Annotated in this window: 25 protein-coding genes; 16 read left to right on the top strand and 9 right to left on the bottom strand. The window is 60.1% G+C overall.

Annotated features, from left to right (window positions below; translation table 11 throughout):
• Positions 1-76 precede the first annotated feature (76 nt).
• Complete coding sequence (locus C8N42_RS09880; RefSeq protein WP_107816400.1) at positions 77-1,162, top strand: bifunctional transcriptional activator/DNA repair enzyme AdaA; 1,086 nt, start codon at positions 77-79, stop codon at positions 1,160-1,162.
• Here C8N42_RS09880 and C8N42_RS09885 read toward each other — a convergent pair.
• Positions 1,120-1,665 carry a GNAT family N-acetyltransferase gene (locus C8N42_RS09885; RefSeq protein WP_107816401.1) on the bottom strand — a complete coding sequence of 182 codons (546 nt, stop codon included), beginning with the start codon at positions 1,663-1,665 and terminating at the stop codon, positions 1,120-1,122. The two genes, C8N42_RS09880 and C8N42_RS09885, sit on opposite strands and share 43 nt — an antisense overlap.
• A 156-nt stretch (positions 1,666-1,821) precedes the next feature.
• On the opposite strand from C8N42_RS09885, the gene secG reads away from it, so the two are divergent.
• From secG to rpiB, 3 genes are all read left to right on the top strand, one after another.
• Positions 1,822-2,184 carry a preprotein translocase subunit SecG gene (secG, locus tag C8N42_RS09890; protein WP_107816402.1) on the top strand — a complete coding sequence of 121 codons (363 nt, stop codon included), beginning with the start codon at positions 1,822-1,824 and terminating at the stop codon, positions 2,182-2,184.
• 216 nt (positions 2,185-2,400) lie between these two features.
• The gene (locus C8N42_RS09895) at positions 2,401-4,044 is read left to right on the top strand and encodes a CTP synthase (protein ID WP_107816403.1); all 1,644 of its coding nucleotides are present in this window, start codon (positions 2,401-2,403) and stop codon (positions 4,042-4,044) included.
• Positions 4,045-4,056: 12 nt separating this feature from the next.
• Positions 4,057-4,506: a ribose 5-phosphate isomerase B gene (rpiB, locus tag C8N42_RS09900; RefSeq protein ID WP_107816404.1), complete on the top strand. Its 450-nt coding sequence runs from the start codon at positions 4,057-4,059 to the stop codon at positions 4,504-4,506.
• Positions 4,507-4,554: 48 nt separating this feature from the next.
• Here rpiB and C8N42_RS09905 read toward each other — a convergent pair whose 3' ends face one another.
• Entirely contained in the window at positions 4,555-5,181 is a 627-nt protein-coding gene (locus tag C8N42_RS09905) for an FMN-binding negative transcriptional regulator (protein WP_107816405.1), read from the bottom strand.
• A 100-nt stretch (positions 5,182-5,281) separates the two neighbouring features.
• The gene (locus C8N42_RS09910; RefSeq protein WP_211309173.1) at positions 5,282-5,725 is read right to left on the bottom strand and encodes an Lrp/AsnC family transcriptional regulator; all 444 of its coding nucleotides are present in this window, start codon (positions 5,723-5,725) and stop codon (positions 5,282-5,284) included.
• Positions 5,726-5,807: 82 nt separating this feature from the next.
• Between C8N42_RS09910 and C8N42_RS09915 the strand changes: the two genes are divergently transcribed.
• The 11 genes from C8N42_RS09915 (at position 5,808) to C8N42_RS09965 (ending at position 16,395) form a co-directional block, all read left to right on the top strand.
• Positions 5,808-6,401: a LysE family translocator gene (locus C8N42_RS09915; RefSeq protein WP_107816406.1), complete on the top strand. Its 594-nt coding sequence runs from the start codon at positions 5,808-5,810 to the stop codon at positions 6,399-6,401.
• A gap of 86 nt (positions 6,402-6,487) precedes the next feature.
• Positions 6,488-7,399: a polyphosphate kinase 2 gene (gene ppk2, locus C8N42_RS09920; protein WP_107816512.1), complete on the top strand. Its 912-nt coding sequence runs from the start codon at positions 6,488-6,490 to the stop codon at positions 7,397-7,399.
• A gap of 160 nt (positions 7,400-7,559) precedes the next feature.
• Entirely contained in the window at positions 7,560-8,000 is a 441-nt protein-coding gene (locus C8N42_RS09925) for a tellurite resistance TerB family protein (protein ID WP_107816407.1), read from the top strand.
• A gap of 223 nt (positions 8,001-8,223) precedes the next feature.
• On the top strand, positions 8,224-9,015 hold the full coding sequence (locus tag C8N42_RS09930; protein WP_107816408.1) for an ABC transporter ATP-binding protein: 792 nt from the start codon (positions 8,224-8,226) through the stop codon (positions 9,013-9,015).
• Positions 9,016-9,048: 33 nt separating this feature from the next.
• Positions 9,049-9,765, top strand: coding sequence for a transporter substrate-binding domain-containing protein (locus C8N42_RS09935; protein WP_107816409.1), 717 nt, complete (start codon positions 9,049-9,051; stop codon positions 9,763-9,765).
• A 61-nt stretch (positions 9,766-9,826) separates the two neighbouring features.
• Positions 9,827-10,717 (top strand): ABC transporter permease, encoded by an 891-nt coding sequence (locus tag C8N42_RS09940; RefSeq protein WP_107816410.1) that lies wholly within the window; start codon positions 9,827-9,829, stop codon positions 10,715-10,717.
• Complete coding sequence (locus C8N42_RS09945; RefSeq protein WP_107816411.1) at positions 10,714-11,520, top strand: ABC transporter permease; 807 nt, start codon at positions 10,714-10,716, stop codon at positions 11,518-11,520. The genes C8N42_RS09940 and C8N42_RS09945 overlap by 4 nt, the downstream gene beginning before the upstream one ends.
• Positions 11,521-11,529: 9 nt before the next feature.
• Complete coding sequence (locus tag C8N42_RS09950; protein ID WP_107816412.1) at positions 11,530-12,873, top strand: glutamine synthetase family protein; 1,344 nt, start codon at positions 11,530-11,532, stop codon at positions 12,871-12,873.
• Positions 12,874-13,052: 179 nt separating this feature from the next.
• The gene (locus C8N42_RS09955; RefSeq protein ID WP_425430522.1) at positions 13,053-13,673 is read left to right on the top strand and encodes a type 1 glutamine amidotransferase; all 621 of its coding nucleotides are present in this window, start codon (positions 13,053-13,055) and stop codon (positions 13,671-13,673) included.
• 2 nt (positions 13,674-13,675) lie between these two features.
• Complete coding sequence (locus C8N42_RS09960; protein WP_107816414.1) at positions 13,676-15,028, top strand: glutamine synthetase family protein; 1,353 nt, start codon at positions 13,676-13,678, stop codon at positions 15,026-15,028.
• Positions 15,029-15,192: 164 nt separating this feature from the next.
• Complete coding sequence (locus C8N42_RS09965) at positions 15,193-16,395, top strand: DegT/DnrJ/EryC1/StrS family aminotransferase (RefSeq protein WP_107816415.1); 1,203 nt, start codon at positions 15,193-15,195, stop codon at positions 16,393-16,395.
• 52 nt (positions 16,396-16,447) lie between these two features.
• Here C8N42_RS09965 and C8N42_RS09970 read toward each other — a convergent pair whose 3' ends face one another.
• The 4 genes from C8N42_RS09970 to phaC all read right to left on the bottom strand — a co-directional run bounded on the left by C8N42_RS09970 (position 16,448) and on the right by phaC (position 20,777).
• Complete coding sequence (locus tag C8N42_RS09970) at positions 16,448-17,392, bottom strand: LysR family transcriptional regulator (RefSeq protein ID WP_107816416.1); 945 nt, start codon at positions 17,390-17,392, stop codon at positions 16,448-16,450.
• A gap of 113 nt (positions 17,393-17,505) precedes the next feature.
• Positions 17,506-18,036, bottom strand: coding sequence for a polyhydroxyalkanoate synthesis repressor PhaR (gene phaR, locus C8N42_RS09975; RefSeq protein ID WP_107816417.1), 531 nt, complete (start codon positions 18,034-18,036; stop codon positions 17,506-17,508).
• 304 nt (positions 18,037-18,340) lie between these two features.
• On the bottom strand, positions 18,341-18,784 hold the full coding sequence (locus C8N42_RS09980) for a Phasin (RefSeq protein WP_107816418.1): 444 nt from the start codon (positions 18,782-18,784) through the stop codon (positions 18,341-18,343).
• Between the two features lie 175 nt (positions 18,785-18,959).
• Complete coding sequence (gene phaC, locus C8N42_RS09985) at positions 18,960-20,777, bottom strand: class I poly(R)-hydroxyalkanoic acid synthase (RefSeq protein ID WP_107816419.1); 1,818 nt, start codon at positions 20,775-20,777, stop codon at positions 18,960-18,962.
• A 176-nt stretch (positions 20,778-20,953) separates the two neighbouring features.
• Between phaC and phaZ the strand changes: the two genes are divergently transcribed.
• Positions 20,954-22,228 (top strand): polyhydroxyalkanoate depolymerase, encoded by a 1,275-nt coding sequence (gene phaZ, locus C8N42_RS09990; protein ID WP_107816420.1) that lies wholly within the window; start codon positions 20,954-20,956, stop codon positions 22,226-22,228.
• Positions 22,229-22,284: 56 nt separating this feature from the next.
• On the opposite strand, the gene C8N42_RS09995 is transcribed toward phaZ, so the two are convergent.
• Both C8N42_RS09995 and C8N42_RS10000 read right to left on the bottom strand, forming a co-directional pair.
• Positions 22,285-22,998, bottom strand: a complete 714-nt coding sequence (locus C8N42_RS09995; protein ID WP_107816421.1) for an alpha/beta fold hydrolase — start codon at positions 22,996-22,998, stop codon at positions 22,285-22,287.
• Between the two features lie 71 nt (positions 22,999-23,069).
• Positions 23,070-23,813, bottom strand: coding sequence for an alpha/beta fold hydrolase (locus tag C8N42_RS10000; RefSeq protein WP_107816422.1), 744 nt, complete (start codon positions 23,811-23,813; stop codon positions 23,070-23,072).
• Positions 23,814-23,864: the final 51 nt, after the last annotated feature.

Genomic DNA, 23,864 nt, shown 5'->3' on the forward strand with positions numbered 1-23,864 from the left:
ATCTGATGGACCGGCCCCAAAATCAATGCCGCTTTCCCGGCGGACAAGCTTGGACATTCCCGCTATTGTCTCCCCCATGACACTCTTTGATCTTCCCGATGCCGACACGCTTTATGCCGCGCTCCTCGCCCGTGATCCGTCTTACGAGGGCCGCGCTTGGGTCGGTGTGAGTTCCACCGGCGTATTCTGCCGCTTCACCTGCCCGGCCCGCAAACCGAAACAAGAGAACTGTCTTTGGTTCGACAATCTCGGAGCCTGTCTTGAGGCGGGGTTCCGGCCCTGCAAACGCTGTCAGCCTTTGAAGGCCGCGACGGATGCGGAACCGGTGATCGAGGAATTGCTCGCCGCGCTGAACGAAAGACCGGACCATCGCTGGTGCGAAGCCGATGTCACCGCCATGGGGTACGACCGGGGCACGGTACGCCGTGCCTTCAAGCGGCATTTCGGGATGAGTTTTCTCGAACTGGCGCGTCTGGAGCGGCTGAGGCGCGGATTCGAGGTGTTGAGCGAGGGCGGCACGGTGTTGGAGGCGGGGCTTGAGGCCGGGTTCTCGTCGCCCTCGGCGTTTCGGGCACGAGTGGGCGCGCTTTTGGGCATGGCCCCCAGCACGCTGAGCCTCGATCCGCTTCTGAGCATCGACTGGATCGACACGCCTTTGGGACCGATGATCGCGGTCGCCGATACGCATCGCCTGCACCTCTTGGAATTCATGGATCGCAAGGCGCTCCCGACCGAGTTGAAGAAACTCGCGGCGGGGGCGAAAGGACGGTTGGGCTTTGGACGCACACAGGTCCACGATCAGACGGCACAGGAACTGACCGAGTATTTCGACGGCAAGCGTGCCCGGTTCACCGTACCGCTTGCCTATCACGGCAGCGGTTTTTACGGACAGGTCTGGGACGCGCTCTGTGCCATCCCGGCGGGTGAGACCCGAAGTTATGGCACACTGGCCCGCGAAATCGGACGCCCCAGCGCCACGCGGGCGGTGGCACAAGCCAACGGAGCCAATCAAATCGGCATCCTCATTCCCTGCCACCGGGTGATCGGCGCGGACGGGGCCTTGACCGGCTATGGCGGCGGGCTTTGGCGCAAGCAAAGGCTTCTGGAGATCGAGGCGGGTTATGCCCGCGCCGCCAAAGCCGAAAGCGCGCTCCAGCCATAGGCCACCTCACTCAGCCCGCCCTCGGGACGAGTGTCGATCCGCTCGGCAACCTGTGTACCGCCCAAAGCCTCGTAAAAGGCCCGCGCGGGCGCATTCTCCGTCAGCACCCAAAGGGCTGCGGCCTCATGTCCCATGGATAGAAGCCCCTGCGCACTGGCGGCCATGAGGGCAGAACCGATGCCTTGACGCGAAGCGCTGACATAAAGCGCTGAAAACTCGCCGGGGAAGGCTTTGGCGAGATCGGCGTCGCGCTGATCGCCACAAGAGAGAAATCCCACGACCGCACCGCTCTGTTCGGCCACGAACACGGCTCCGCGCCCGGAAGCGGCATAAGTGTCGAGGATTTTCCCCCAGCCCTTTTCGCGATCCGACACGGTCATACGGTCGATCAGGGCGTCGGGGACGATGCCGCGATAGGTGGCACGCCAAAGCGAGACCTGCACCTTGGCAATCGGCAGGGCATCGTCACGGGTGGCAGGACGGATGAAAAATGTTTCGCTCATGCTGACAAAATGCCGGGGAACGGGCGAAACGCAAGCCCCGGCGCGCTTTGGCCCCGCCGTTCCGGTAAGATCGGGCCATATCGCGCCAGATCGGGGTTGCGCGACGGCATGAGACCCCTTAAGTAGCCCCATCGTACGATCCCAAAGGCCTGATCCATGGAAAATGTCATTCTCGTCATCCACCTGATCCTCGCGCTCTGCCTCATCGGCATTGTGCTCTTGCAGCGTTCCGAGGGTGGCGGTCTTGGCATGGGCGGTGGCGGCGACGTCATGACGGGCCGGGCGGCGGCGACCGCTCTGAGCAAGCTGACGTGGCTTTTCGCCATCGGGTTCATCATCACCTCGGTCACGCTGACGGTTCTGGCGCGCAAGGATGCGGCCTCCACCTCCGTGATGGACGGGGTCACAACCGAAGAGACCGTGCCCGCCGAGGAAACGGCCCCGGCCCTGCCCTCGGGCAGCGATCTTCTTCCGCCGTCGTCAACGGACGCGCCCGTGGCCCCGCCGCGCGCCGACTGATCTTTCCAAAGGTTAACAAGACTTTGAGAGTTGAGGGGGAAATCCCCTCAACATGTTGAGGTTTGGTTGCGCGGGATGGCCGAATCTGTTATTTCTTAAATCCCGTGAACCACGTTGTTTTGAGCAGGGGCCAACCGGTCGATAAGATCGGATAAATCGGTCATTGGAACGACGTAAGAACAAGAATTCGGACTATCACGGGAGCTTCTCCAGCCCATGGCACGCTATGTTTTCATCACCGGCGGTGTTGTTTCTTCGCTTGGGAAAGGTCTCGCATCGGCCGCCCTCGGCGCTTTGTTGCAGGCGCGCGGCTATTCGGTGCGTTTGCGCAAACTCGACCCCTACCTGAACGTGGACCCCGGGACGATGAGCCCGTTTGAGCATGGCGAGGTTTTCGTGACCGATGACGGGGCGGAAACCGATCTGGACCTCGGCCACTACGAACGCTTCACCGGTGTCGCGGCGCGTCAGACCGATTCCGTGTCCTCGGGTCGGATTTACACCAATGTGCTCGAAAAAGAACGGCGTGGCGATTACCTCGGCAAGACCATTCAGGTCATTCCGCACGTCACCAACGAGATCAAGGATTTCATCGAGATCGGCGACGATGAGGTCGATTTCATGCTCTGCGAGATCGGCGGCACGGTGGGCGACATTGAGGGTCTGCCCTTCTTCGAAGCCATTCGCCAGTTCGCGCAGGACCGCCCGCGTGGCCAGTGTATTTTCATGCACCTGACGCTTTTACCCTATATCGCGGCCTCCGGAGAGTTGAAGACCAAGCCGACCCAGCACTCAGTGAAAGAGTTGCGCACCATCGGATTGCAGCCGAACGTGCTGGTCTGCCGTTCCGAACATCCGATCCCGCAGAAGGAACGCGAGAAGATCGCGCTGTTCTGTAACGTTCGCAAAGAGGATGTGATTGCAGCACCCGATCTCAAGTCGATCTACGAGGCGCCGCTTGCGTACCACCGCGAAGGTCTCGATCAGGCCGTGTTGGACGCGTTCAACATCGCCCCTGCCCCAAAGCCCGATCTGTCCGTCTGGCATGACGTGGCGGACCGGATTTTCAATCCGGAAGGCGAGGTCAAGGTCGCGATCGTCGGCAAATACGTTCAGCTCGAAGACGCTTATAAATCCGTGAGCGAAGCCCTCACCCATGGCGGCATGGCCAACCGGGTGAAGGTCAAGGTGGAATGGGTCGATGCGGAGATTTTCGAGCATGAAGACCCCGCGCCCTATCTCGAAGGGTTCGACGCCATTCTCGTGCCCGGCGGCTTTGGTGAGCGCGGCACGGAAGGCAAGATCAAGGCGGCGCAATTCGCGCGTGAGCGCAAAGTGCCTTACCTCGGGATTTGTCTCGGTATGCAGATGGCGGTCATCGAAGCCGCGCGCCATCTGGCCGGAATCGAAAGCGCAGGATCGGAGGAATTCGACCACGAAGCCGGGAAAAAGCGTTTCGAGCCGGTGGTGTATCACCTCAAGGAATGGGTGCAGGGCAACCATACCGTGCAGCGCAAAGCCGATGACGACAAGGGCGGCACCATGCGCCTTGGCGCTTATACTGCGGTGCTCAAAGAGGGCTCGAAAGTGGCGAAAATCTATAGCGCGACCGAGATCGAGGAACGCCACCGCCACCGTTATGAAGTGGACATCAAGTACCGTGAACAGCTTGAAAACTGCGGTCTGGTGTTCTCCGGCATGTCGCCGGACGGGCGTCTGCCGGAGATCGTCGAGGCTAAGGATCACCCGTGGTACATCGGCGTGCAATACCACCCGGAGCTGAAATCGAAACCCTTCGCCCCCGCGCCCCTGTTCCGCGATTTCATCCGGGCCGCAAAAGAAAACTCCCGTCTGGTGTAAGGACCGATCCTCATGAGTGACAACAAACGCATCGCGCTCTCCTCTGATCACGCCGCCATCGAGCTGCGTCAGGCGATTGCCGCCCATGTTGCAAGCCTCGGCTGGGAACCGGTCGACATCGGCCCGACCACGGCTGAGAGCACGCATTACCCGAAACACGGTGAGGCGGCGGCACAACTGGTGGCTTCCGGGGATTGCCGCTTCGGCATCGTTCTCTGCGGCACGGGTCAGGGCATCATGATGGCTGCGAACAAGGTCAAAGGCATCCGCTGCGGCGTTTGCTCCGAGGCTTATTCCGCGAAGATGATCCGCCAGCACAACGACGCCAACATGCTCTCCATGGGCGCACGCGCCGTCGGCGAAGGGCTTGCGTTCGACATCGTCGAGGCGTTCCTGTCGGCCGAGTTCGAAGGCGGCCGCCACGGCACGCGGGTCGATATGATCATGGAGATCGAGGGGTAAAAGCCTCGCTCGGCATGGATTGAAAAGGCGTCCTTCGGGGCGTCTTTTTTAGTCCTCAGGGAAACTCGCCAAGGCCTGCGCCAGATCGACGCCCTGCTCGCCCGAGGTCATCAGCCCCGCATAGGTGCCCTGCCGGTCTTCCAAACTCTTGTGCTGGTTCACCTTCCATTTGCCTTCCAGACGCTCCACCGTGAACCGCAGCCCGACGATGCCGCGTTTCAACGCGGCGATATAGGGCACAGGCGCGTCGGAGACAGACCACGGTTCGGCGCGGCTCACCTCATGCCGGTCGGTCAACGCGTCGAGATGCGCACCCAGCCCTTCCGCGTCGTTGAATGCCTCGAACGTCCCATGGGCATGGACCACGATATAGGCCCAGGTCGGCACGACTTTGCCGTGCTCCTGTTTCGACGGGTAAAACGACGGCGAAACATAGGCCTGCGGTCCCTGAAAAATCAAAACGGAGCGCGCGCCCGCCAGTTTCCAATGCGGATTGGCGCGCGCCAGATGGGTCTCGATCACGGTCTGGCCGCCCTCTTCATGCACCACGACCGGCACATGGGTGATCTCGATCCCCACCTCATGCGGTGTCACGAGGGCGGCAAAGCCGATCTCCGCCACGACATGGCGCAGCGTGGCGGGATCGTCGATGGCGGAGTTGTTCGGTCGGTACATGGGCTGCCTGCTCTGTTGATGCCCCGGCCTAACATGGCCCTGATCGCACCGCACCTGTTTTCCCGCCTCTCCCTTTCATTGCAGCCATAAATACTCAGGCTCAGCCCCGCAAATCCTTGGGGCTTTCCATCACGATATAGGAGGTGATCGAGGCGACGTTCGGAACTGTGCCAAGCACCTCCGTGTGAAAACGCTTGTAGGCGTTCATATCCGCCGCCTCGACGCGCAGGAGATATTCGAACGCGCCCGCGATGTTGTGACATTCCTTGACCTCGAAGGCCGCTTCCATCGCCTGCTCAAAGCCCTTCTGCGAAACCTTGTTATGTTCCGAAAGACCGACAGCGATATAGGCCAGAAACCCCTGCCCGACCTGATCGCGGTCGATGACGGCTCGGTAGCCGCGAATGACCCCCGAACGCTCCAACTCGCTCACTCGACGCGAGGTGGCGGAGGGCGAGAGGCCTATGCGGTCGGCCAAATCGAGATTGCTCAACCGCCCGTCGCGCGACAGTTCACGCAATATGTTTTCGTCGATCTGATCCATGATCGTGATTTCGTGCAAAAATAACCATTCCAACGCGATATTTGCACAGCGATTGCAAGGAAAAAAGCCTAACCTCACCGTCATGGACATGACACTCTTTCTCGCCCTTCTGGCCTTTGCCTTCGTCACCTCGGTCACGCCGGGGCCGAACAACCTGATGCTTCTGGCCTCGGGGGCGAATTTCGGCATCCGCCGCAGCCTGCCGCATATGTTCGGCATCGCGCTTGGCTTCACGCTCATGGTGTTCATCGTCGGTTTGGGGCTGGCAGAGGCATTCGATACGTTCCCGGTGCTGCGTCAGGGGATGATGGTCGTCGCGGTGCTCTACATGCTGTGGCTGGCGTGGAAGATCGCGCATGCGAGCGCCCCCGAAGCGGGACAGACCGGGGGCAAACCTCTCACCTTTCTACAAGCAGCGGCCTTTCAATGGGTCAATCCGAAGGCCTGGATCATGGCGATCGGAGCGCAGACCAATTACGCGCAGGACGCCACCTGGGCAGCAGCGGCGCTTGTGGCACTTGGCTTTGTGCTGATGAACCTGCCGGCGATTTCGCTCTGGACCTGGCTCGGTCAGGAAATCCGCCGTTTTCTGACCAATCCACGCCGTTTGATGGCGTTTAACTGGACAATGGCGGCACTTTTGGTCGCGTCCTTGCTGCCGATCCTTTTCCATTAAGAAACCGTCATATATGAGTGATTAAAGGCGGCGAAGATTTTGCGCCGCCGATGGTGGATTTTAAGAGACGGGAGACGGAGCGTATCATGAGCTTTGACAAGGATGCCCAAGACTGGCTGGAAGCGGAACTCGCAGACACGCTAGACGAGGAATGGGAGATTGAGCTCGAGGATTCGATCCTGTCGCGGGAGATCAAGAAGATCTACCAGAAGGAGCATCCCGACATGCTCCCCCGTTCGGTCTATTTCCGCGAGTTGTTGCGGCTTCAGGCGGAGCTGATCAAGTTTCACGACTGGGTGCAGGCAACCGGTCAGAAGGTCGTGGTGCTGTTCGAGGGGCGCGACTCGGCGGGCAAGGGCGGCGTGATCAAGCGGATCACCCAGCGGCTCAATCCGCGGGTGGTGCGCGTCGTGGCGCTTCCGGCCCCCTCGGACCGGGAAAAGAGCCAATGGTATTTCCAACGCTACGTGCCGCATCTGCCAGCAGCGGGCGAGGTCGTGTTGTTCGACCGCTCATGGTACAATCGTTCCGGCGTCGAGCGGGTCATGGGCTTTGCTGATGAGGATCAGGTCGAGCAATTCTTTCAGGACGTTCCCGAATTCGAACGCATGCTTGTGCGCTCGGGCATCAAGGTGGTGAAATACTGGTTCTCGATCACCGACGAGGAACAACAGATGCGCTTTCTGATGCGCATTCACGACCCGATGAAACAATGGAAACTCTCGCCGATGGACCTGCAATCGCGCATCCGCTGGGAGGATTACACCAAGGCAAAGGAAGACACGTTCTTCCGCACCAATATCCCCGAGGCGCCTTGGTATATCGTCGAGGGCAACGACAAGAAACGCGCGCGGCTCAACTGCATCGACCATTTGCTGTCGATGTTCGATTATTACGAAATCCCGCATGACGAGATCCACCTGCCGGAGCGCGTCTACAACAAGGATTACGAACGCGCCGTGCTGCCGCCGGAATTGTATGTGCCGAAGAAATATTGAGGGATGGGGGCCGTAAAATCCCCCCACAAACCTCTCCCCCTGTGTTAATCTTAGGCGATTAACCTTAAAGTGGGGAAAGCGAACAATATACTAAGCGCACGCATAAACGTGATGCACAGGGAGGCTTTCCCAAGGCCGCGCCCTGCCCTATATCCATTTCATGTTCGGTGATTTTCTCAAAACCCTGCTGCAACCGCAGCCTGTCCGGCTTCCCGATGCGGATGCCCGTCTTGCCCTCGCCGCGCTGCTGGTGCGGGTCGCGCGTGCCGATGGGCGCTATGACCCGGAAGAGGCGGACCGGATCGTGAAACTGCTGATGCAGCGCTATCAGCTCTCCCCTTTCGAGGCCACGAAACTGCGTGGTGAGGCCGAACAGCTTGAGGCTGAGGCGCCGGACACCGTGCGGTTCACCCGCGCCATCAAGGAGGCCGTGCCTTTCGAAGAACGCATCGGCGTGATCGAGGGGTTGTGGTCCGTGGTTCTGGCCGACGGGATGCGCGACGAGGGCGAGGATGCGCTTTTGCGGCTGGTGTCGAACCTTCTGGGTATCAACGACCGCGACAGCGCACTGGCCCGTCAGCGAGTCGAAGCGCAACGGTAGCGCCGAACCCTCCGTCTGGGAATCGCCGCCCTGCCGGAACATTCCGATGATCTCACCCATTGCCCGTTTTATATGCCACACTGCCCTTTAACGGGACAAAGAACGGTATTTTCGCCCAAGGGCTGTGCGCGACCGGAGAATTTGATCAAAACGCGGGCAGAACCTCACGGCACAACGCCGTTCATTGTTGCATCTGCTGAAAGTTTAGCCCTAACTCTTGGCAATGTTGACCAATGACTCAAATCCCGCGACGCCCGTCATCGAGATCCATGACCTGCACAAGGCCTATGGCGATCTTGAGGTTCTGAAAGGCGTGTCCATGACCGCACCGCGCGGCCATGTGACCTCGCTCATTGGGTCTTCCGGCTCCGGTAAATCCACGCTGTTGCGCTGCGCCAACCTTCTGGAAGACAGCCAGCGGGGCGAGATTCTGTTCGAGGGCGAGCCGATCACCTGGAAGGGTGAAGGGCTGCACCGGCGTCCGTCTGACCCGAAACAAGTGATGCGCATTCGCACCAACCTGTCGATGGTGTTTCAGCAGTTCAATCTCTGGGCGCATATGACGGTGCTCGAAAACGTCATGGAAGCGCCGATTACGGTGCTGGGACGTGCCCGTGCCGAAGTCGAAGAGAAAGCCCGAATGTATCTCGACAAGGTGGGGATCGGCGACAAATGCGATGTCTACCCGGCACAGATGTCGGGCGGCCAGCAACAAAGGGCGGCGATTGCCCGTGCGCTCTGCATGGAACCGCGCGCGCTTTTGTTCGATGAGCCGACCTCCGCGCTCGACCCGGAACTTGAACAAGAGGTGATCAAGGTGATCAAGGCACTCGCCGAAGAGGGCCGAACGATGATCATCGTGACCCATGACATGCGCATGGCCTCCGACATTTCGGACCATGTCATTTTCCTGCACCAGGGGCTGATCGAGGAGGAGGGGACGCCCTCCGACCTGTTCGGCACCCCGAAATCCGAACGCCTGAAACAGTTCCTGAGCGCGACTGTTCCGGCCTAACCACATAGAGCGCTGACTTTTGGGGAGTACCACATGAAGAAGATCCTTCTTTCCGCCGCCGCCCTGGCCCTTCTGGCCGGTGCCGCCTCGGCCGACACCGTGCGTCTCGGCACGGAGGGCGCCTACCCTCCGTACAACTACATCGACGACAACGGCGAAGTGGCCGGTTTCGAGCGGGTGCTGGGCGACGAGCTTTGCAAACGCGCCGAACTGACCTGCGAATGGGTGACGAACGACTGGGACAGCATCATCCCGAACCTGCTCTCCGGCAACTACGATGCGATCATCGCCGGTATGTCGATCACCGACGAGCGCATGGAGAAGGTGGACTTCTCGCAGAACTACACCCCGCCGTCAGCCTCCGCTTATGCCGCCCTTTCCGAGGAAGCCGATCTCGAAGGTGGCGTGGTTGCCGCACAGGCCGGCACCATTCAGGCCGCCCATGTGGTCGAAACCGGTGCGACCCTGCTTGAGTTCCCGAATTTCGAGGACAGCGTGGCTGCCGTGACCTCCGGTGAGGCCGACGCGGTCATGGCCGACAAGGACACGCTGGTGCCGGTCGTTGGCGAAGGCACGCTTATGTTCGTCGGCGACGACGTGCCGCTCGGTGGCGGCATCGGCATGGCCTTCCGCAAATCCGATCCGGAACTGCGTGGCAAATTCGATGCGGCGATCCAGTCGATGAAAGACGACGGATCGCTCAACGCGCTGATCAAGGAATGGCTCGAAGACAGCCCGATCTTCGAGTAATCCGCATTCCACTGCATCCCGGTGGGGCGTTCGCGCCCCGCCTCTACCGAACAGGTGTCCCATCTTTTCCTATTGCGCCGATCCTGACACGCTCGACCGCCTGCATTGGCTGAGCTGTTATCTGACGACCGGAAAGCATATGGCTTTCTACACCTCCTTCGGGACGGTGCTCTTGCTTCTGGCCGTAACGGCACCGCTGGCGCTTGCCTTCGGTTTTGCCGCCGCCAGCGGATCGCGGTCGCATTTCTTCCCGCTGAAATGGCTGTCGAACATCTACATGGCCATCGTGCGCGGCGTACCGGACATCGCGTTCTTCCTGTTTTTCGTCATTGCGCTCGATCAGGGCTTTGAATGGATGCGCCATCAGGTGCTCTGCCCGAATTGGGATCAGCCGATCCGTCAGGGCAATGACTTCATCGTCTGTCAGGCGGCCAAGCTGCCACATAACTCCGCACCTGAGATCGTGCACCAGATTTACGGTTTCGCATTGGCGGTGCTGACCTTTGCCATCGTCTTCGGGGCCTTTGCGGGCAATGTGCTCGCCGGGGCCTTCAAGGCCGTGCCACACGGCCAGATCGAAACCGCCGAAGCCTATGGCATGACCAGGCGCCAGACCTTCTGGCGCATCATGGTGCCGCAGATGTGGACCTATGCCATTCCCGGCCTGTCGAACCTCTGGATGGTGCTGATCAAGGCCACGCCCTTGCTCTTTCTTCTGGGGGTCGAAGATGTGGTCTACTGGGCACGCGAGCTCGGCAACACCAAGACCGCGCGCTTCACCGATTATCCGCATGGGGACTGGCGTATCTATTATTTCTTCGGGCTTCTGGTCTTTTACCTCGCCTTCACGAAGCTTTCCGAAATCGTGCTGAACCGGATCACCCGCAAGCTTTCCCAAGGGCAGGCCACCGCCGCCGGCGAAGCGATGCGCAAAGCGGGGGCACAAGGATGACCTGTTCGGAGACCCTCGCAAACTACGCCTTTCGCTCTCTGGGTTTTGGCGAACGCCGCCTGCCGGTTAGCGACATCACGATCTGCGATCAGGTGACTCTGATCGGGTCGGGTATGCTCTGGAACATCTATTTCGGGCTTCTGGCCATCGCGCTCGGTTTCTTTACCTCACAGGCGCTGGCCGTGGCGAAAACCTCGTCCAACCGCGCGATCCGCAAACCGGCCGAGTGGTTCATCTTCGTCTTCCGCGGCTCGCCGCTGTTCATCCAGTTCTTCTTCGCTTATTTCCTCTTCCTGACGATCAAGCAATCCGTGCCGATACTGAGCGATCTCACCAACGCCTGGCTGGGTGCGGCGATCGTGCTGTGGTTCAACACCACGGCCTATTCCGCCGAAATCTTTTACGGCGCGCTCATGGCGATCCCGAAAGGCGATCTGGAGGCTGCCGACGCCTATGGCTTCACGGGTTTCAAACGCTTTCGCCGGATCGTCTGGCCGACCATGCTGCGGCTGGCGTGGCCCGCCTATACGAACGAGGCGATCTTTATCTTTCACTCCACCACTCTGGTGTTCCTCTCCGGTTTCCCGGCCTTGCAGCAAAAGGGCGACGCGCTTTATTACGCCTCCTATTTTGCCGACAAGACCTTCAACCCGTTCATCCCCTACCCGATCCTCGCGGGCTATTTCGTTCTGGTGACGCTCTGCATCATCACCGTCTTCGGCCTGATCGGAAAGCGGTTGAACCGTCACCTTCCGCAACCCCGTCAGAGACGGCCCCGGATGATGGCGCAAATCTTTCGTTAATGGTGTCTCATGACTTCCCCCCACAGCTGGCTTGCCCAGAACCCCGACGTCAAAACCATCCGCATCGCAGCCGCTGACCTGAACGGTCAGGCACGCGGCAAGCGCATGTCCGCGCGCTATGCCGACAAGGTGGAGACCGAGGGCACACGTTTTCCCCTGTCTGTCCTAAACCTCGACATCTGGGGCGAAGACATCGAGAACAGCCCGCTCGTTTTCGACAGCGGCGACAAGGACGGGGTGCTTTTGCCCACCGAGCGCGGATTTATTCCGATGCCCTGGCTCGAAGGGCCGACGGCGCTTTTGCAAATGTGGATGTTCCACGAGGACGGGCGGCCTTTCGACGGCGACCCGCGTCAGGTTCTGGCGCGTGTGCTGGAGCGCTACAAGGCCAAGGGGCTGACCCCCGTGGTGGCGACCGAACTGGAATTCTACCTCGTCGATGACAGTTCGCGGCAGCTCCGCGTGCCGCGTTCGCCGCGTTCCGGCAAACGCCGTCCGGGGGCAGAGACACTGGCCCTGCGTGCGCTCGACTCCTTCGACCGCTTCTTTACCGATCTCTACGAAGCCTGCGAGGCGATGGATATCCCGGCGGATACCGCGATTTCCGAGGCGGGTCTTGGGCAGTTCGAAATCAATCTGGTCTACTCGCCCGATGCCCTGAAAGCCGCCGATGACGCGTGGCTTTTCAAGCTCATGGTCAAGGGACTGGCGCGCAAACACGGGTTCGCAGCCTCTTTCATGGCGAAACCCTATGACGAATATGCCGGCAACGGCATGCATACGCATTTCTCGATGCTCAACGAGGATGGCGACAACATCTTTGACGATGGCTCTAGTGCGGGCACCGACATGATGCGCCATGCGATTGCCGGATGCCTCGCCGCGATCCCGGATTCGACCATCCTTTTTGCGCCGCATGGCAATTCCTACGACCGTCTGGTGCCGGGGGCACATGCGCCGACGCGGATCTGTTGGGGCTATGACAACCGCACGGCTGCGGTGCGCGTCCCCGGCGGTTCGCACAAGGCGCGGCGGATCGAACACCGTGTGTCCGGGGGCGATGTGAACCCGCACCTGATGATCGCGGCCATACTCGGCGCAGCGCTCATCGGCATGGAGGACAAGATGAAAGCCCCGCCCCCGATCACCGGCAATGCCTATGCGCAGGCGCTGCCGGAAATGCCGGGCGACTGGGGCACGGCGATTGCCACTTTCGAGACCTCGGAGATGATGCGGCGCATCTTCCCTGCCGAACTGATCCAGAACCTGACGCTCACCAAGCGGCAGGAGCTTCGCGACTGGATGGAACTGACGCCCGAAGAGCAAGTGGAGCTTTATCTGGACACGGTTTGAGCGTGTTTGGATATTTTTGATCAAATTTCTGCGCTTTGCCGCCTGCCCTCTTGTCGGGCTAGCGGCGAAGCGCTAGCGTCGGATCATTCCAAAGCACTTGGTGACTTATGAAACTCGGCATTCTGCAATGCGGACACGCGCCCGACCCCGTCGCGCAAATACACGGGGATTTTCCACTGATGTTCAAACGGCTCTTCGACCGTCCGGAGTTCTCCTATGAAGCCTGGGATGTAGAGCATATGGATTTCCCGAAAGGCCCGGAGGATGCCGACGCGTGGCTCCTGACCGGCTCGAAACACGGCGCCTATGAGAATCACCCGTTCATCGAACCGCTCGAAGGACTGATCCGTGATGTCCATGCCTCCGGGCGTCGGATGCTGGGCATCTGTTTCGGACATCAGATCATCGCCACCGCTCTGGGCGGCACAGTCGAGAAATTCAAGGGCGGCTGGGCCGTCGGGCGTCATGCCTATGACATCGCACCTCTGGGGCCGATCCATCTCAACGCCTGGCATCAGGATCAGATCGTGGAGTTGCCCGAAGGGGCCGAAGTCTTGGGTGGCAACGATTTCTGCGAGAACGCGGCGCTGGTCTACGGCGACAGCATCCTGACCATTCAGCCGCATCCCGAACTCAGCAATCCGATCATCGCCGATTACATTTCCTCGCGCATGGGCAACCCCGCCTATCCGATGGAACTGATGATGCGGGCGCAGGAAGAGAATAGCAAACCCACCGACGACAAGCGTTTTGCCGATCTCATGGTGGATTTTTTGCAACGCGGCCGGGAGGCGCTTTGACCATGGAATTTCTCGACAAACTGCCGCAGGCCGCACTCGACTTCATGGAAGGGCGCAAGCTCGACGAGGTGGAATGCATCGTCGCGGACCTTTCCGGCATTGCGCGAGGCAAGGCCATGCCCGCCGCAAAATTCGAAAAGCAAAAGCATTTCTACCTGCCGAATTCGATCTTCTTGCAGTCGATCAACGGCGATTGGGTGGACGATGCGGACGCGCCCTTCACCGAACCGGACATGGTGCTTGTGCCGGATTTCGAAACCGCGACCGCCGCGCCCTGGACCGCGGACTGCACGCTTCAGGTGATCCACGATGTGCTGGACCAGAAGGGCGAAATGGTCCCGGTCGCGCCGCGCAACGTGCTTAAACGCGTGGTGCAACTCTATCACGCACAGGGATGGGACCCGATTGTCGCCCCCGAGATGGAATTCTTTCTCGTGGCGCGCAACACCGATCCGAACCAACCGGTCGAACCGCCGATTGGCCGCACCGGGCGGCGCGCGGCGCAGCGGCAGGCCTATTCGATGTCCGCCGTGGACGAATACGGGCCGATCATTGACGACATTTACGACTTTGCCGAAGCGCAGGGCCTGGAGATCGACGGCATCCTGCAAGAGGGCGGTGCCGGTCAGATCGAGATGAACCTGCGGCACGGCGATCCAGTGAAGCTCGCCGATGAGATGTTCTATTTCAAACGGCTGATCCGGGAGGCGGCGCTGCGCCACGATTGTTTCGCGACCTTCATGGCGAAACCCATTCAGGACGAGCCGGGTTCGGCGATGCACATTCACCATTCGGTTGTGGACATCAACACGGGCGAGAACATCTTTTCCAATCCGGACGGCTCGGAATCCGAAGCCTTCCTGCATTTCATCGCTGGGCTGCAAAACCACCTCGCCTCCACGATTGCGATCCATGCGCCCTATGTGAACAGCTACCGCCGTTACGTTCGTGACTTTGCCGCGCCCATCAACCTCGAATGGGGCCGCGACAACCGCACCACGGGTCTGCGCGTGCCAATCTCCGGGCCGGAAGCGCGGCGGATCGAAAACCGTCTGCCGGGGATGGATGTAAACCCCTACCTGTCGATTGCTGCCTCGCTGGCCTGTGGCTATCTGGGTCTCATCGAACGGCGCGAGCCGCGGGCGGAATATGTCGGCGACGCCTACGATTCCGCCGATGGCATCCCGGAAACGCTCGGTTCCGCGCTCGACCTTCTCGAAGGCGCCACGCAGATGCAGGATGTACTGGGCAAGGATTTCGTGCGTGTCTACACCACGGTGAAACGCGCCGAGAACGAGGCCTATCTTCAGGTCATCTCCCCTTGGGAGCGCGAGCACCTGCTGCTCAACGTGTGAACCAGAACACAGAACCGTATTCAAGGGGGCCGGGTGCCCCCTTTTTCGCACGCGTTTTTGTGACGTTTTTGCGAAATTTCGCCGGTCTCCCGGCGTGGGAGTAGATTTTTAAGCGCGCAATACTTACAGTTATTCTGAAAGAAGAATTCCAAAAAGGTGAAATCATGAGTCTCGGGCCCAATGTCTATGACGCCGAACCGATCCCCGAAGAAGCGCGCGCAATTGTCGAGCAGCTTCTGAGCTCGGGCGATCTGTTCCGCTATACCGCGCCGGGCAATGCGCCCGTGACGCTTTTGGAGCGTGAGTTCGCCGAGATGCTGGGCGCGAAATACGCGCTGGCCGTGGCCTCCTGCTCCGCCGCCCTGTTCCTGTCGCTCAAGGCGCTGAACCTGCCGCGCGACGCCAAGGTGCTGATCCCGGCCTTCACCTTTGCCGCCGTGCCCTCCTCCATCGTGCATGCCGATTGCAAACCGGTGCTCGTGGAGTGCAACGACAACTACCGGATCGACCTCAACGATTTCCACGCCAAGATTGAAGATGCCGATGCGGTGATGATTTCCCACATGCGCGGCCATACCTCCGACATGGATGCGATCAAGGCGGCCTGCGATGCCAAGGGTATTCCGCTCATCGAAGACGCGGCGCATTCGCTCGGCACCGTCTGGGACGGCCAGAACATCGGCACCATCGGCAAGATCGGCTGTTTCTCCTTCCAGTCCTACAAGCTTTTGAACGCAGGCGAAGGCGGTATCATGATCACCGACGATCCGGAGATCATGGCCCGCGCCGTGATCATGTCCGGCGCTTACGAACACAACTGGGCCAAGCACAATCCGCAGCGCGACAATGCCCTCTCCGCCGAATTTGCCAGGTGGCAGAACCAGCTACCGCTCTACAACACGCGGTTGTCGAACATGTCCGCCGTGCTGGTGCGTCCACAGTTGAAAGAGGTGCCGCGCCGGGTCGCCGACGGGCGTCGCAACCACGATTACACCGCCGCACGCCTTGAGACCTCGCCGCATCTGACCGTTCCCGCCAAGCTCGACAAGGAAGTGCGCGCGCCCGACAGCCTGCAATTCAACCTCGTGGATTTCTCGCGAGAAGAGGCTCTGGCCTTCCAATCCGCAGCGAAAGTACGCGGTGTCTCGGTGCAGGTCTTCGGCCTCTCAACCGACAACGCGCGGGCCTTCTGGAACTGGCAATTCCTCGGCGAGACGCCGGAGCTGCCGAAAACCCGTGAGATGCTGTCGAAAGCCTGCGACACCCGCCTCCCGGCGCGTCTGACCGAAGAGGACTGCGACTTCATCGCGGACGCGCTTCTGGGCGCAGCCGAAGAGGTCAAGGGCGTGCGGGTCGCGGCTGAATAAGCCCCCCTGCCCTCGTCAAATTCAGCGCCTCCCCAGCGGGAGGCGTTTTGCGTTACAGACGTTTGAGATAACCACCGAGCCACGGGTAGGTGGCGACCATCGGGTTGACAACCTGCGCCTGCAATAGCGGACCGAGCTGATCGGCCACTTCCCGCGCCATTTCCGACATGCCGTCGCGGCGCACCGTCAGGGAAATATGTCGCGAGAGCGGCGCAACCGGCAGAGGAATGGCCTCGATCCCATCGGCATAGCGACCGGCGTTGAGCACACCCAGCGAGGACAGGATGGTCCAGCCCGTCCCGCCCGCCACCATGGCGATCATCGCCCGGTAACTGTCAAGCTCGAACCGATGCGTCAGTGTCATGCCCTGCACCGCCAGATGTTCGGCCAGCGTGCGTCCCATGACATGACGGCGGGTGTATTGAATGAGCGGCAGCTCCTTCACCGCGTCATGCCGGCCCTTCGGCACCACGGCCACGAAAGGGTCCTGCAACAGCGGATGGCTTTCCGACCATTCCGCCCCGTCGCCCAGTTCCGCCGCCACGATCACATCGAGCGCACGGTTTTCCAGCCGGTCGAGCAGACGATGCGACGGGCCGGTTTCAAGCTCGAACCGGGTTTCGGTCAGCCGGTCCGCCATCCGGGTGATCAGCAGGGGTGTCACGGAGGCTTCGAAATCCTCCACCATGCCGAGGCGCAATTGTGCAAGGTGGCTGAGGTCGAGCCCGGCGATCTCGGAGCGGGCGCGGGCGGCCTCCAGCAGGATGCTCTGCGCCCGGCGCCGCAGCACCCTCCCCGCAGGCGTCAGGCTCATCGGCCGCTCCCGCCGATTGATCAGCTCCGTTCCCAGCGCGGTCTCCAAATTGGAAATCTGTTGCGATACGGCAGAGGGCGACGCGCCAAGACGCTTGGCCGCGGCAGAGACCGAACCTTCCTCGGAGACGGCCAGGAACACCTCCACCCCCCAAAGCGTCAGACGCCCGACCTTGTCGCTCATGCGATCCCCCGTTTCCTTTGCTGTTGTAAATACTCAATCAAATACGCGGACAACCTGACAGAAAAAAGAAAACCCCGCGCGGGCGGGGTTTATCCGAACGCAAAAGACAGCGCTCACGACAGTTTGGAGAGCTTTTCCTGAAGCTCGGCCAACTGTTTCTTGATCTCGCCGAGATCTTCCTGCGGCTCGGACGGTTCCGCCTTGGGTGCGGACCAGTTTTGCCCCATGCCGCCGGTCATCGCTTTCATGAAGGCTTCCTGCTGAGCCTGAAGCGCCTCGAAACCAGGGATTTGCGTGCCGAAATTCTGCATCATCTTTTCCTGACCCTGCCGCAGCATGTCGAAGCTCTGGGCAAGGAATTGCGGCACGATGGACTGAATATCGGTGGTATAGCTGCGCACCAGATCGGTCAGCACGCCCAGCGGCAACACGCTTTCACCGCGGCTTTCGTGCTCGGCAATGATCTGCAACAGGTATTGGCGGGTCAGATCGTCACCCGATTTCAGGTCCACGATCTGCACGTCGCGACCCTCGCGGATGAAGCCCGCGATGTCTTCGAGCGTGACGTAATCGGAGGTCTCCGTGTTGTAGAGACGACGCGAGGCATAGCGTTTGATCAGCAAAGGATCTTTCTTGTCGGCCATTTGGGCTCCCCTCCCTTATGGGCAATAAAACATTTCGCAAAAAGAGAGGGACTCACTTTTTGAGAAATGTTGCAACATCAAAACATTGCGGCAACGTTTTTCGCCAAACCTGATTCAGGTTCAACGAAGAACGCTTCACAGCAAGCCTATGCGAGCGATTTTTCAAAAGCAAAAGAAATCAGGCCCGATCTGTTACCGCAATCAAAGTGCATCGTGCGCAGATAAGAAAACGGGCCCCACAGGGGGCCCGTTCGCGATCCACGTTTCCAGGGAGGAGGAGAAACGCGGAGAGGTAAAAGGTAAATTACTTCGCCGTCGCTTTTTTCGCGGCTTTGGTCATTTCGTCCGTCGCCTTCTTGGCGGCGGCGGTCATGTCTTCGCCCATGTCCTTGCCGGCAGCCAGAACCAGCTCGATGGTTTCCATCTGGACCTTCTTGGCAACCTCAGCGAAGGCGGCCATGTTTTCGGCGGCCATTTCAGCCTGCACTGAGGCGAACTCGGTCAGCGCCTTGGTATAATCGGCGGGCTCTTCCTTCACGGCAGTCATGTCGGAGACTTTCGCCAGCATGTCCTTGGTCCATTTGGAGGACAGCTCGGTGGATTTCTCGGCGGCTTCGATGGCCACTTTGGAGAGTTTCTCGGTGAAGGACGCCTGAGTTTTGAAGCTTTCCTGCATCGCGGACATATCGAGCGGGAAGTTGCCCATCATGTCTTTCATCATCTTGGTGAAATCGTCGGTCTTGGCCATGTCACATATCCTTCTGGCTTTGCGGTGCGAAAGCGGCCCGTTCCGGGTTTTCGCTGGTGATGCGTGCTCCGGCCTCATTGCCTTTGCTGCGCTTGCAAAAAGAATATGCATGCTGCACCGCAGAAAATCAAGTGATTTATGCTGCAGTGCAGAAAGTCATTAAAACTGCGTCGTCTCAGGGGGTTGCCGTCATTTTCACATAGGTGCCCGGCGCAGGCGCGAGAATTTCACGCCCCGAATCGCCCGGAACCCGCGCAACAACCATCTTGCCCGACTTCGGTTTGAGCCAGGCCTCCCAGGTGGGCCACCACGACCCCTTGTGAAACTCCGCCCCGGCCTTCCACTCCTCTGCCGACAGGGTCATGTCGGGATTGGTGTAATGGCCGTATTTCTGTTTCGATGGCGGGTTGACGATCCCGGCGATATGGCCGCTTTCGGACAGGATGAAACTCTTGTTCTTCGACCCCATCTGGCGGATGCCGTTGTAGGAACTTTTCCAGGCCGCGATATGATCGGTCTCACAACCGATGGCGCAGAGCGGCACGGTGACCCCGGAAAGATGCACGGTGGTGCCGCAAATCGGGAAGCCAACGGTGGCGAATTCGTCGCGCTGGGTCAGACCGCGCAGATATTCCACCGCCATTTTGCCCGGGAGATTGGTCGCATCGCCATTCCAATAGAGAAGATCGAACGCAGGCGGCGCTTCACCCATCATGTAGCTGCGGATCGCCGGCTGATAGATCAGGTCGTTCGAGCGCAGATAGGAGAACGTGCGGTTCATGTAGAGCGACTTCATGAGACCGGTGCGCTTCGCCTCCGCTTCGATCCCGTCGACGAAATCGTCGTCGAGGAATACGCCAAATTCCCCCTGATCGGAGAAATCGGTGAGCGTGGTAAAAAAGGTGGCGGATTTGACCGACGTATCCTTGCGTTGCTTCATCAGCGCAAGCGTAAGGGAGAGCGTCGTGCCCGCGATGCAATAGCCAATGACATTGATCTTCGGTTCGGACGTGATCTCCTTGACCTGTTCAATAGCGGTCAGGAAGCCCTCCTCGACATACTCGTCCATGCCGACATCGGCATAGCCTTCGTTCGGATTGACCCAGGAAACGACGAACACCGTGTAACCCTGATCGACGATCCATTTGATCAGAGAATTCTGCTCCCGCAGATCGAGAATGTAGAATTTGTTGATCCAAGGCGGGAAGAGCAACAGCGGGATCTTGTGCACCTGCTCGGTCGTGGGCGCATATTGGATGAGCTCGAACATCCGGTTGCGGAACACCACCGCCCCCTTGGTCGTGGCGATGTTCTCGCCCAGTTTGAAAGCGTCCTTGTTGGCGAGATTGACGATCATCTCGCCATGATGATCCTCAAGATCGCGCACGAGGTTTTCCAGCCCCTTCACAAGGCTTTCCCCATCCGTCTCAACCGCATGTTGCAGCACCTCCGGATTGGTGGCGAGGAAATTCGTCGGCGCCATCATGTTGATCAACTGCTTGGTGAAATAATCCACCCGTTTGCGATCCTGACCGTCGAGCAATTCCAGATCGCTCACCACCGTCTGCAACGCCTCCGAGTTCATCAGATATTGCTGCTTGAGGAAATTGAAGAACGGGTTGCTCTCCCAGAGCGGATTGGCAAAGCGGCGGTCCTTCGGCGTCTCGTCCGGCGGCGGGGTGAGATCGCCCTGCGCCAGCCGCCTCTGCGCCTCGACATAATGTTTCAGCGTCTTGCCCCAGTAGCCAACCTGATGCTCGATGATCCGGGCCGGGTTGTTCATCATTTCCGCCATATAGGCGGCAGCGGCTTTGAGAAAAAGTTCCTTGCCCGGTCCCTGCAGCGATTGGGGAATCGGTTTCTTCTGTGCGAGCGCAGCAACCAGACGGGCCGACAGCGCCTCTATCTTCGCGATATTGGCGTTGAGCTTGTCCAGATCCGGTGTATTTTCGGACGTTGCCTCGGGCGTTTTGACATCTCCATCCCTTGCCATCACGCATCCTCCCAATATTTTGCACTTGCAGCATTGCTGTTTGCTGTAAGAATATATTCATCACGATAACGACAGAGTGAGCCCGTGGGAAGGCCGATCGCAGCCCGGGCGTCCCCACGAGACCTGACAGGACCGGACCAAAGACCGGTCGGATCAGACGCCCAAAGGAGATGCACATGCGCTACATGGCCACCTACGACATGATGGAAACGATCCGGAACACGAACCAGTGGCTCGGAGCCTCGGCGCTGGCGCTCGGTTCCTACCCGGCTGTGGCCATGATGCCCAACCCCGCTTTCCAGTGGCTGCGCGCCTGGGGCGAGGTGACCGAACGGGCGTTCTCACGCATGGTCGCAAAACCCGACTGGGGCATCGGATCGGTCGTGGGCGAAGACGGGCGCGATCACCTTGTGGAGGTGAAGGTCGAAGTGGCGAAAGCCTTCGGCGATCTGATCCATTTCAAGGTGCAGGGACGCGCCGAGATGAAGCGCCGGGTGCTGCTCGTCGCCCCGATGTCGGGCCATTACGCCACGCTTCTGCGTTCCACCGTCATTTCGCTTTTGCCCGATTGCGAAGTCTATATCACCGACTGGCACAACGCCCGCGACATTCCCGTGTCCGAAGGCAAGTTCGACATCGAGGATTACACGCTCTACCTCGTCGAGTTCATGAAATACCTCGGCCCCAACACCCATGTGATCGCCGTGTGCCAGCCCGCGCCGCTGACGCTCGCAGCCACCGCCTATCTCGCCGAGGAAGACCCGAAGGCCCAGCCGCGCTCGCTGACCCTGATCGGCGGGCCGATCGACCCGGATGCGACACCGACGGAGGTCACCGATTTCGGCAACCGCGTCACCATGGGGCAACTCGAACATTCGATGATCCAGCGTGTCGGCTACAAATACAAAGGCGTCGGGCGCAAGGTCTATCCGGGGCTGTTGCAGCTTTCATCCTTCATCGCGATGAACCTCGACAACCATTCCAAGGCCTTCACCGATCAGATTCAGCGCGTCGCCAAAGGCGAGGCGGGCGAACATGACCGCCACAACAAGTTCTACGACGAATATCTCGCCGTGATGGACATGACCGCCGAATTCTACCTCTCGACCGTCGAGCGGATTTTCAAGGGGCTGGAGATCGCGAAAAACGAGTTCACCGTCGCGGGCAAAAAGGTCGACATCGGCAAGATCACCGATGTCGCCGTGAAAACCGTCGAAGGGGAAGAGGACGACATCTCCGCCCCCGGTCAATGCGTCGCCGCCCTCGATCTTTGCACCGGCCTGCCGGACAGCAAGAAAGCCAATCACCTCGAACCCGGTGCCGGGCATTACGGAATTTTCGCAGGCAAGAGCTGGCGCAACAACATCCGGCCTCTGGTGCTCGATTTCATCGACGCCAACTCCGGACCGCGTGTTGTCGCCGGCAAGGATACCGAAGCGAAAGCGGGATAAACGCGAACGGCGCCAGAGGGCGCCGTTTCTTTTGAGCATTTCTCCAGCAAAGGAGATCAGCGCAGCACGAAGGGCGCTTCCGCCTCAAGCCATGTCTTGAGCGCGCGCGACACGGTGTGCGGTGCTTCCAGCATCGGCAAGTGACCGGCTTTTTCGATCAGCACGAATTCGGCGCGCGGCATGAGCTGGGCGATGAAATCCTGTCGCCGCGGCGGGCAGATCGTGTCGGCGGCCCCGCCGATCACCAGCGCCGGAATGCGCGCACGGCGCAGCACGTTCTGATGATCCGGGCGACGTTGCAGGATGCGCGACTGGGTGAGATAGGTTTCAAGCCCCGCCTCCATCACCATATCGAGCCAGTGGTCACGGATGGCATTGCGATACGGCCCCTCATAAAGCGCGGTGGAGGGCAATTCTTCAAGCAGAACCTCGCCGAAACGCCCGGTGCGCGCCTTGACCATGCGCGGTTCGCGCGCGGCGGCAGCATTGGGCGGTTCCGCCTGCGCAGACCCCGAAATCAGCGCGATGCGAGTGACCCGACCGGGGGCACGGCGCAGAATCTCGGTTGCCACAGAGGCCCCCAGGTCATGCCCGGCGACGGCGAATTTCGGCGGTGCGACAGCCAGAACCGCATCCGCCATCTCGGTCAGGTTTTCCCCTTTCAAAGGTGCGACCATCAATGCGTGATCCCGGCTCAGATCGACGATCTGATCGGTGAAAACGCGTCCATCGGCAAGGAAACCGGGCAGAAGCACGAGGCTTTCGGTCATGAAGGCGGGTCCTGAGAAATCTGGTTTCTTTTCAAATGGCCCGGCGGACAGGCAAGGTCAAGCGATCCGCCTCAGATCCGCCCTGTCACTTCGGTGATCGCCGCCTCGATGGTCGCGAGGCAATCCGGGGTGGAAAACGAGTGATCGGCGCCTTTCACGAGGGTGAGCCGCATATCCTCACCGGCTGCATGATCCAGAAGCCGGATCGCGGTTTCCATCGAGACCGATGTATCCACCGTGCCCTGCAGAAAGCGCACCGGGAAGGGCAAAGGCAGCGGCTCACGCAGCACAAGATGATCGCGCCCGTCCTCGATCAGCCTCCTGGTGATCGGGTAATCGCTGTCATAGCCCGAGGGCATCATAACCACGCCGTCGCGCTCCAAGGTGGCACGCTGATCGGCGTCGAAGCCTGCCCAGAACCCGTCCTCGGTGAAATCCGGAGCAGCGGCGATGGTCACAAGACCGGCGACACGCTCAGGGATGCGTTTGCACATCAGAAGCGAGATCCAGCCGCCCATGGAGGAGCCCACGAGGATTTGCGGGCCTTCGGTCAGGGTCTCGATCACGGTTTGCGCATCCTCGGCCCAGTCGCCGATGCAACCGTCCTCGAATTTTTCCGAGCTTTGGCCATGGCCCGAATAGTCGAAACGCAGGAAGGGACGGCCTTCGATCCGGGCCCAGGCTTCCAAAGCGATGGCCTTGGTGCCCTCCATATCCGACATGAAACCGCCGAGAAAAACGATCCCCGGCCCGACGCCGGGCAAACGGTGATAGGCGATCCTGCGCCCGGATGGCGTGTCGAGAAAATCGGTCATGGCTCACTCCCCTCATGGTCCGCGCCAGCATAGAGCCGGGCGCGGCAATGC

Source organism: Celeribacter persicus (genome assembly GCF_003050785.1).
GTDB classification, from domain to species: Bacteria; Pseudomonadota; Alphaproteobacteria; order Rhodobacterales; family Rhodobacteraceae; genus Celeribacter; species Celeribacter persicus.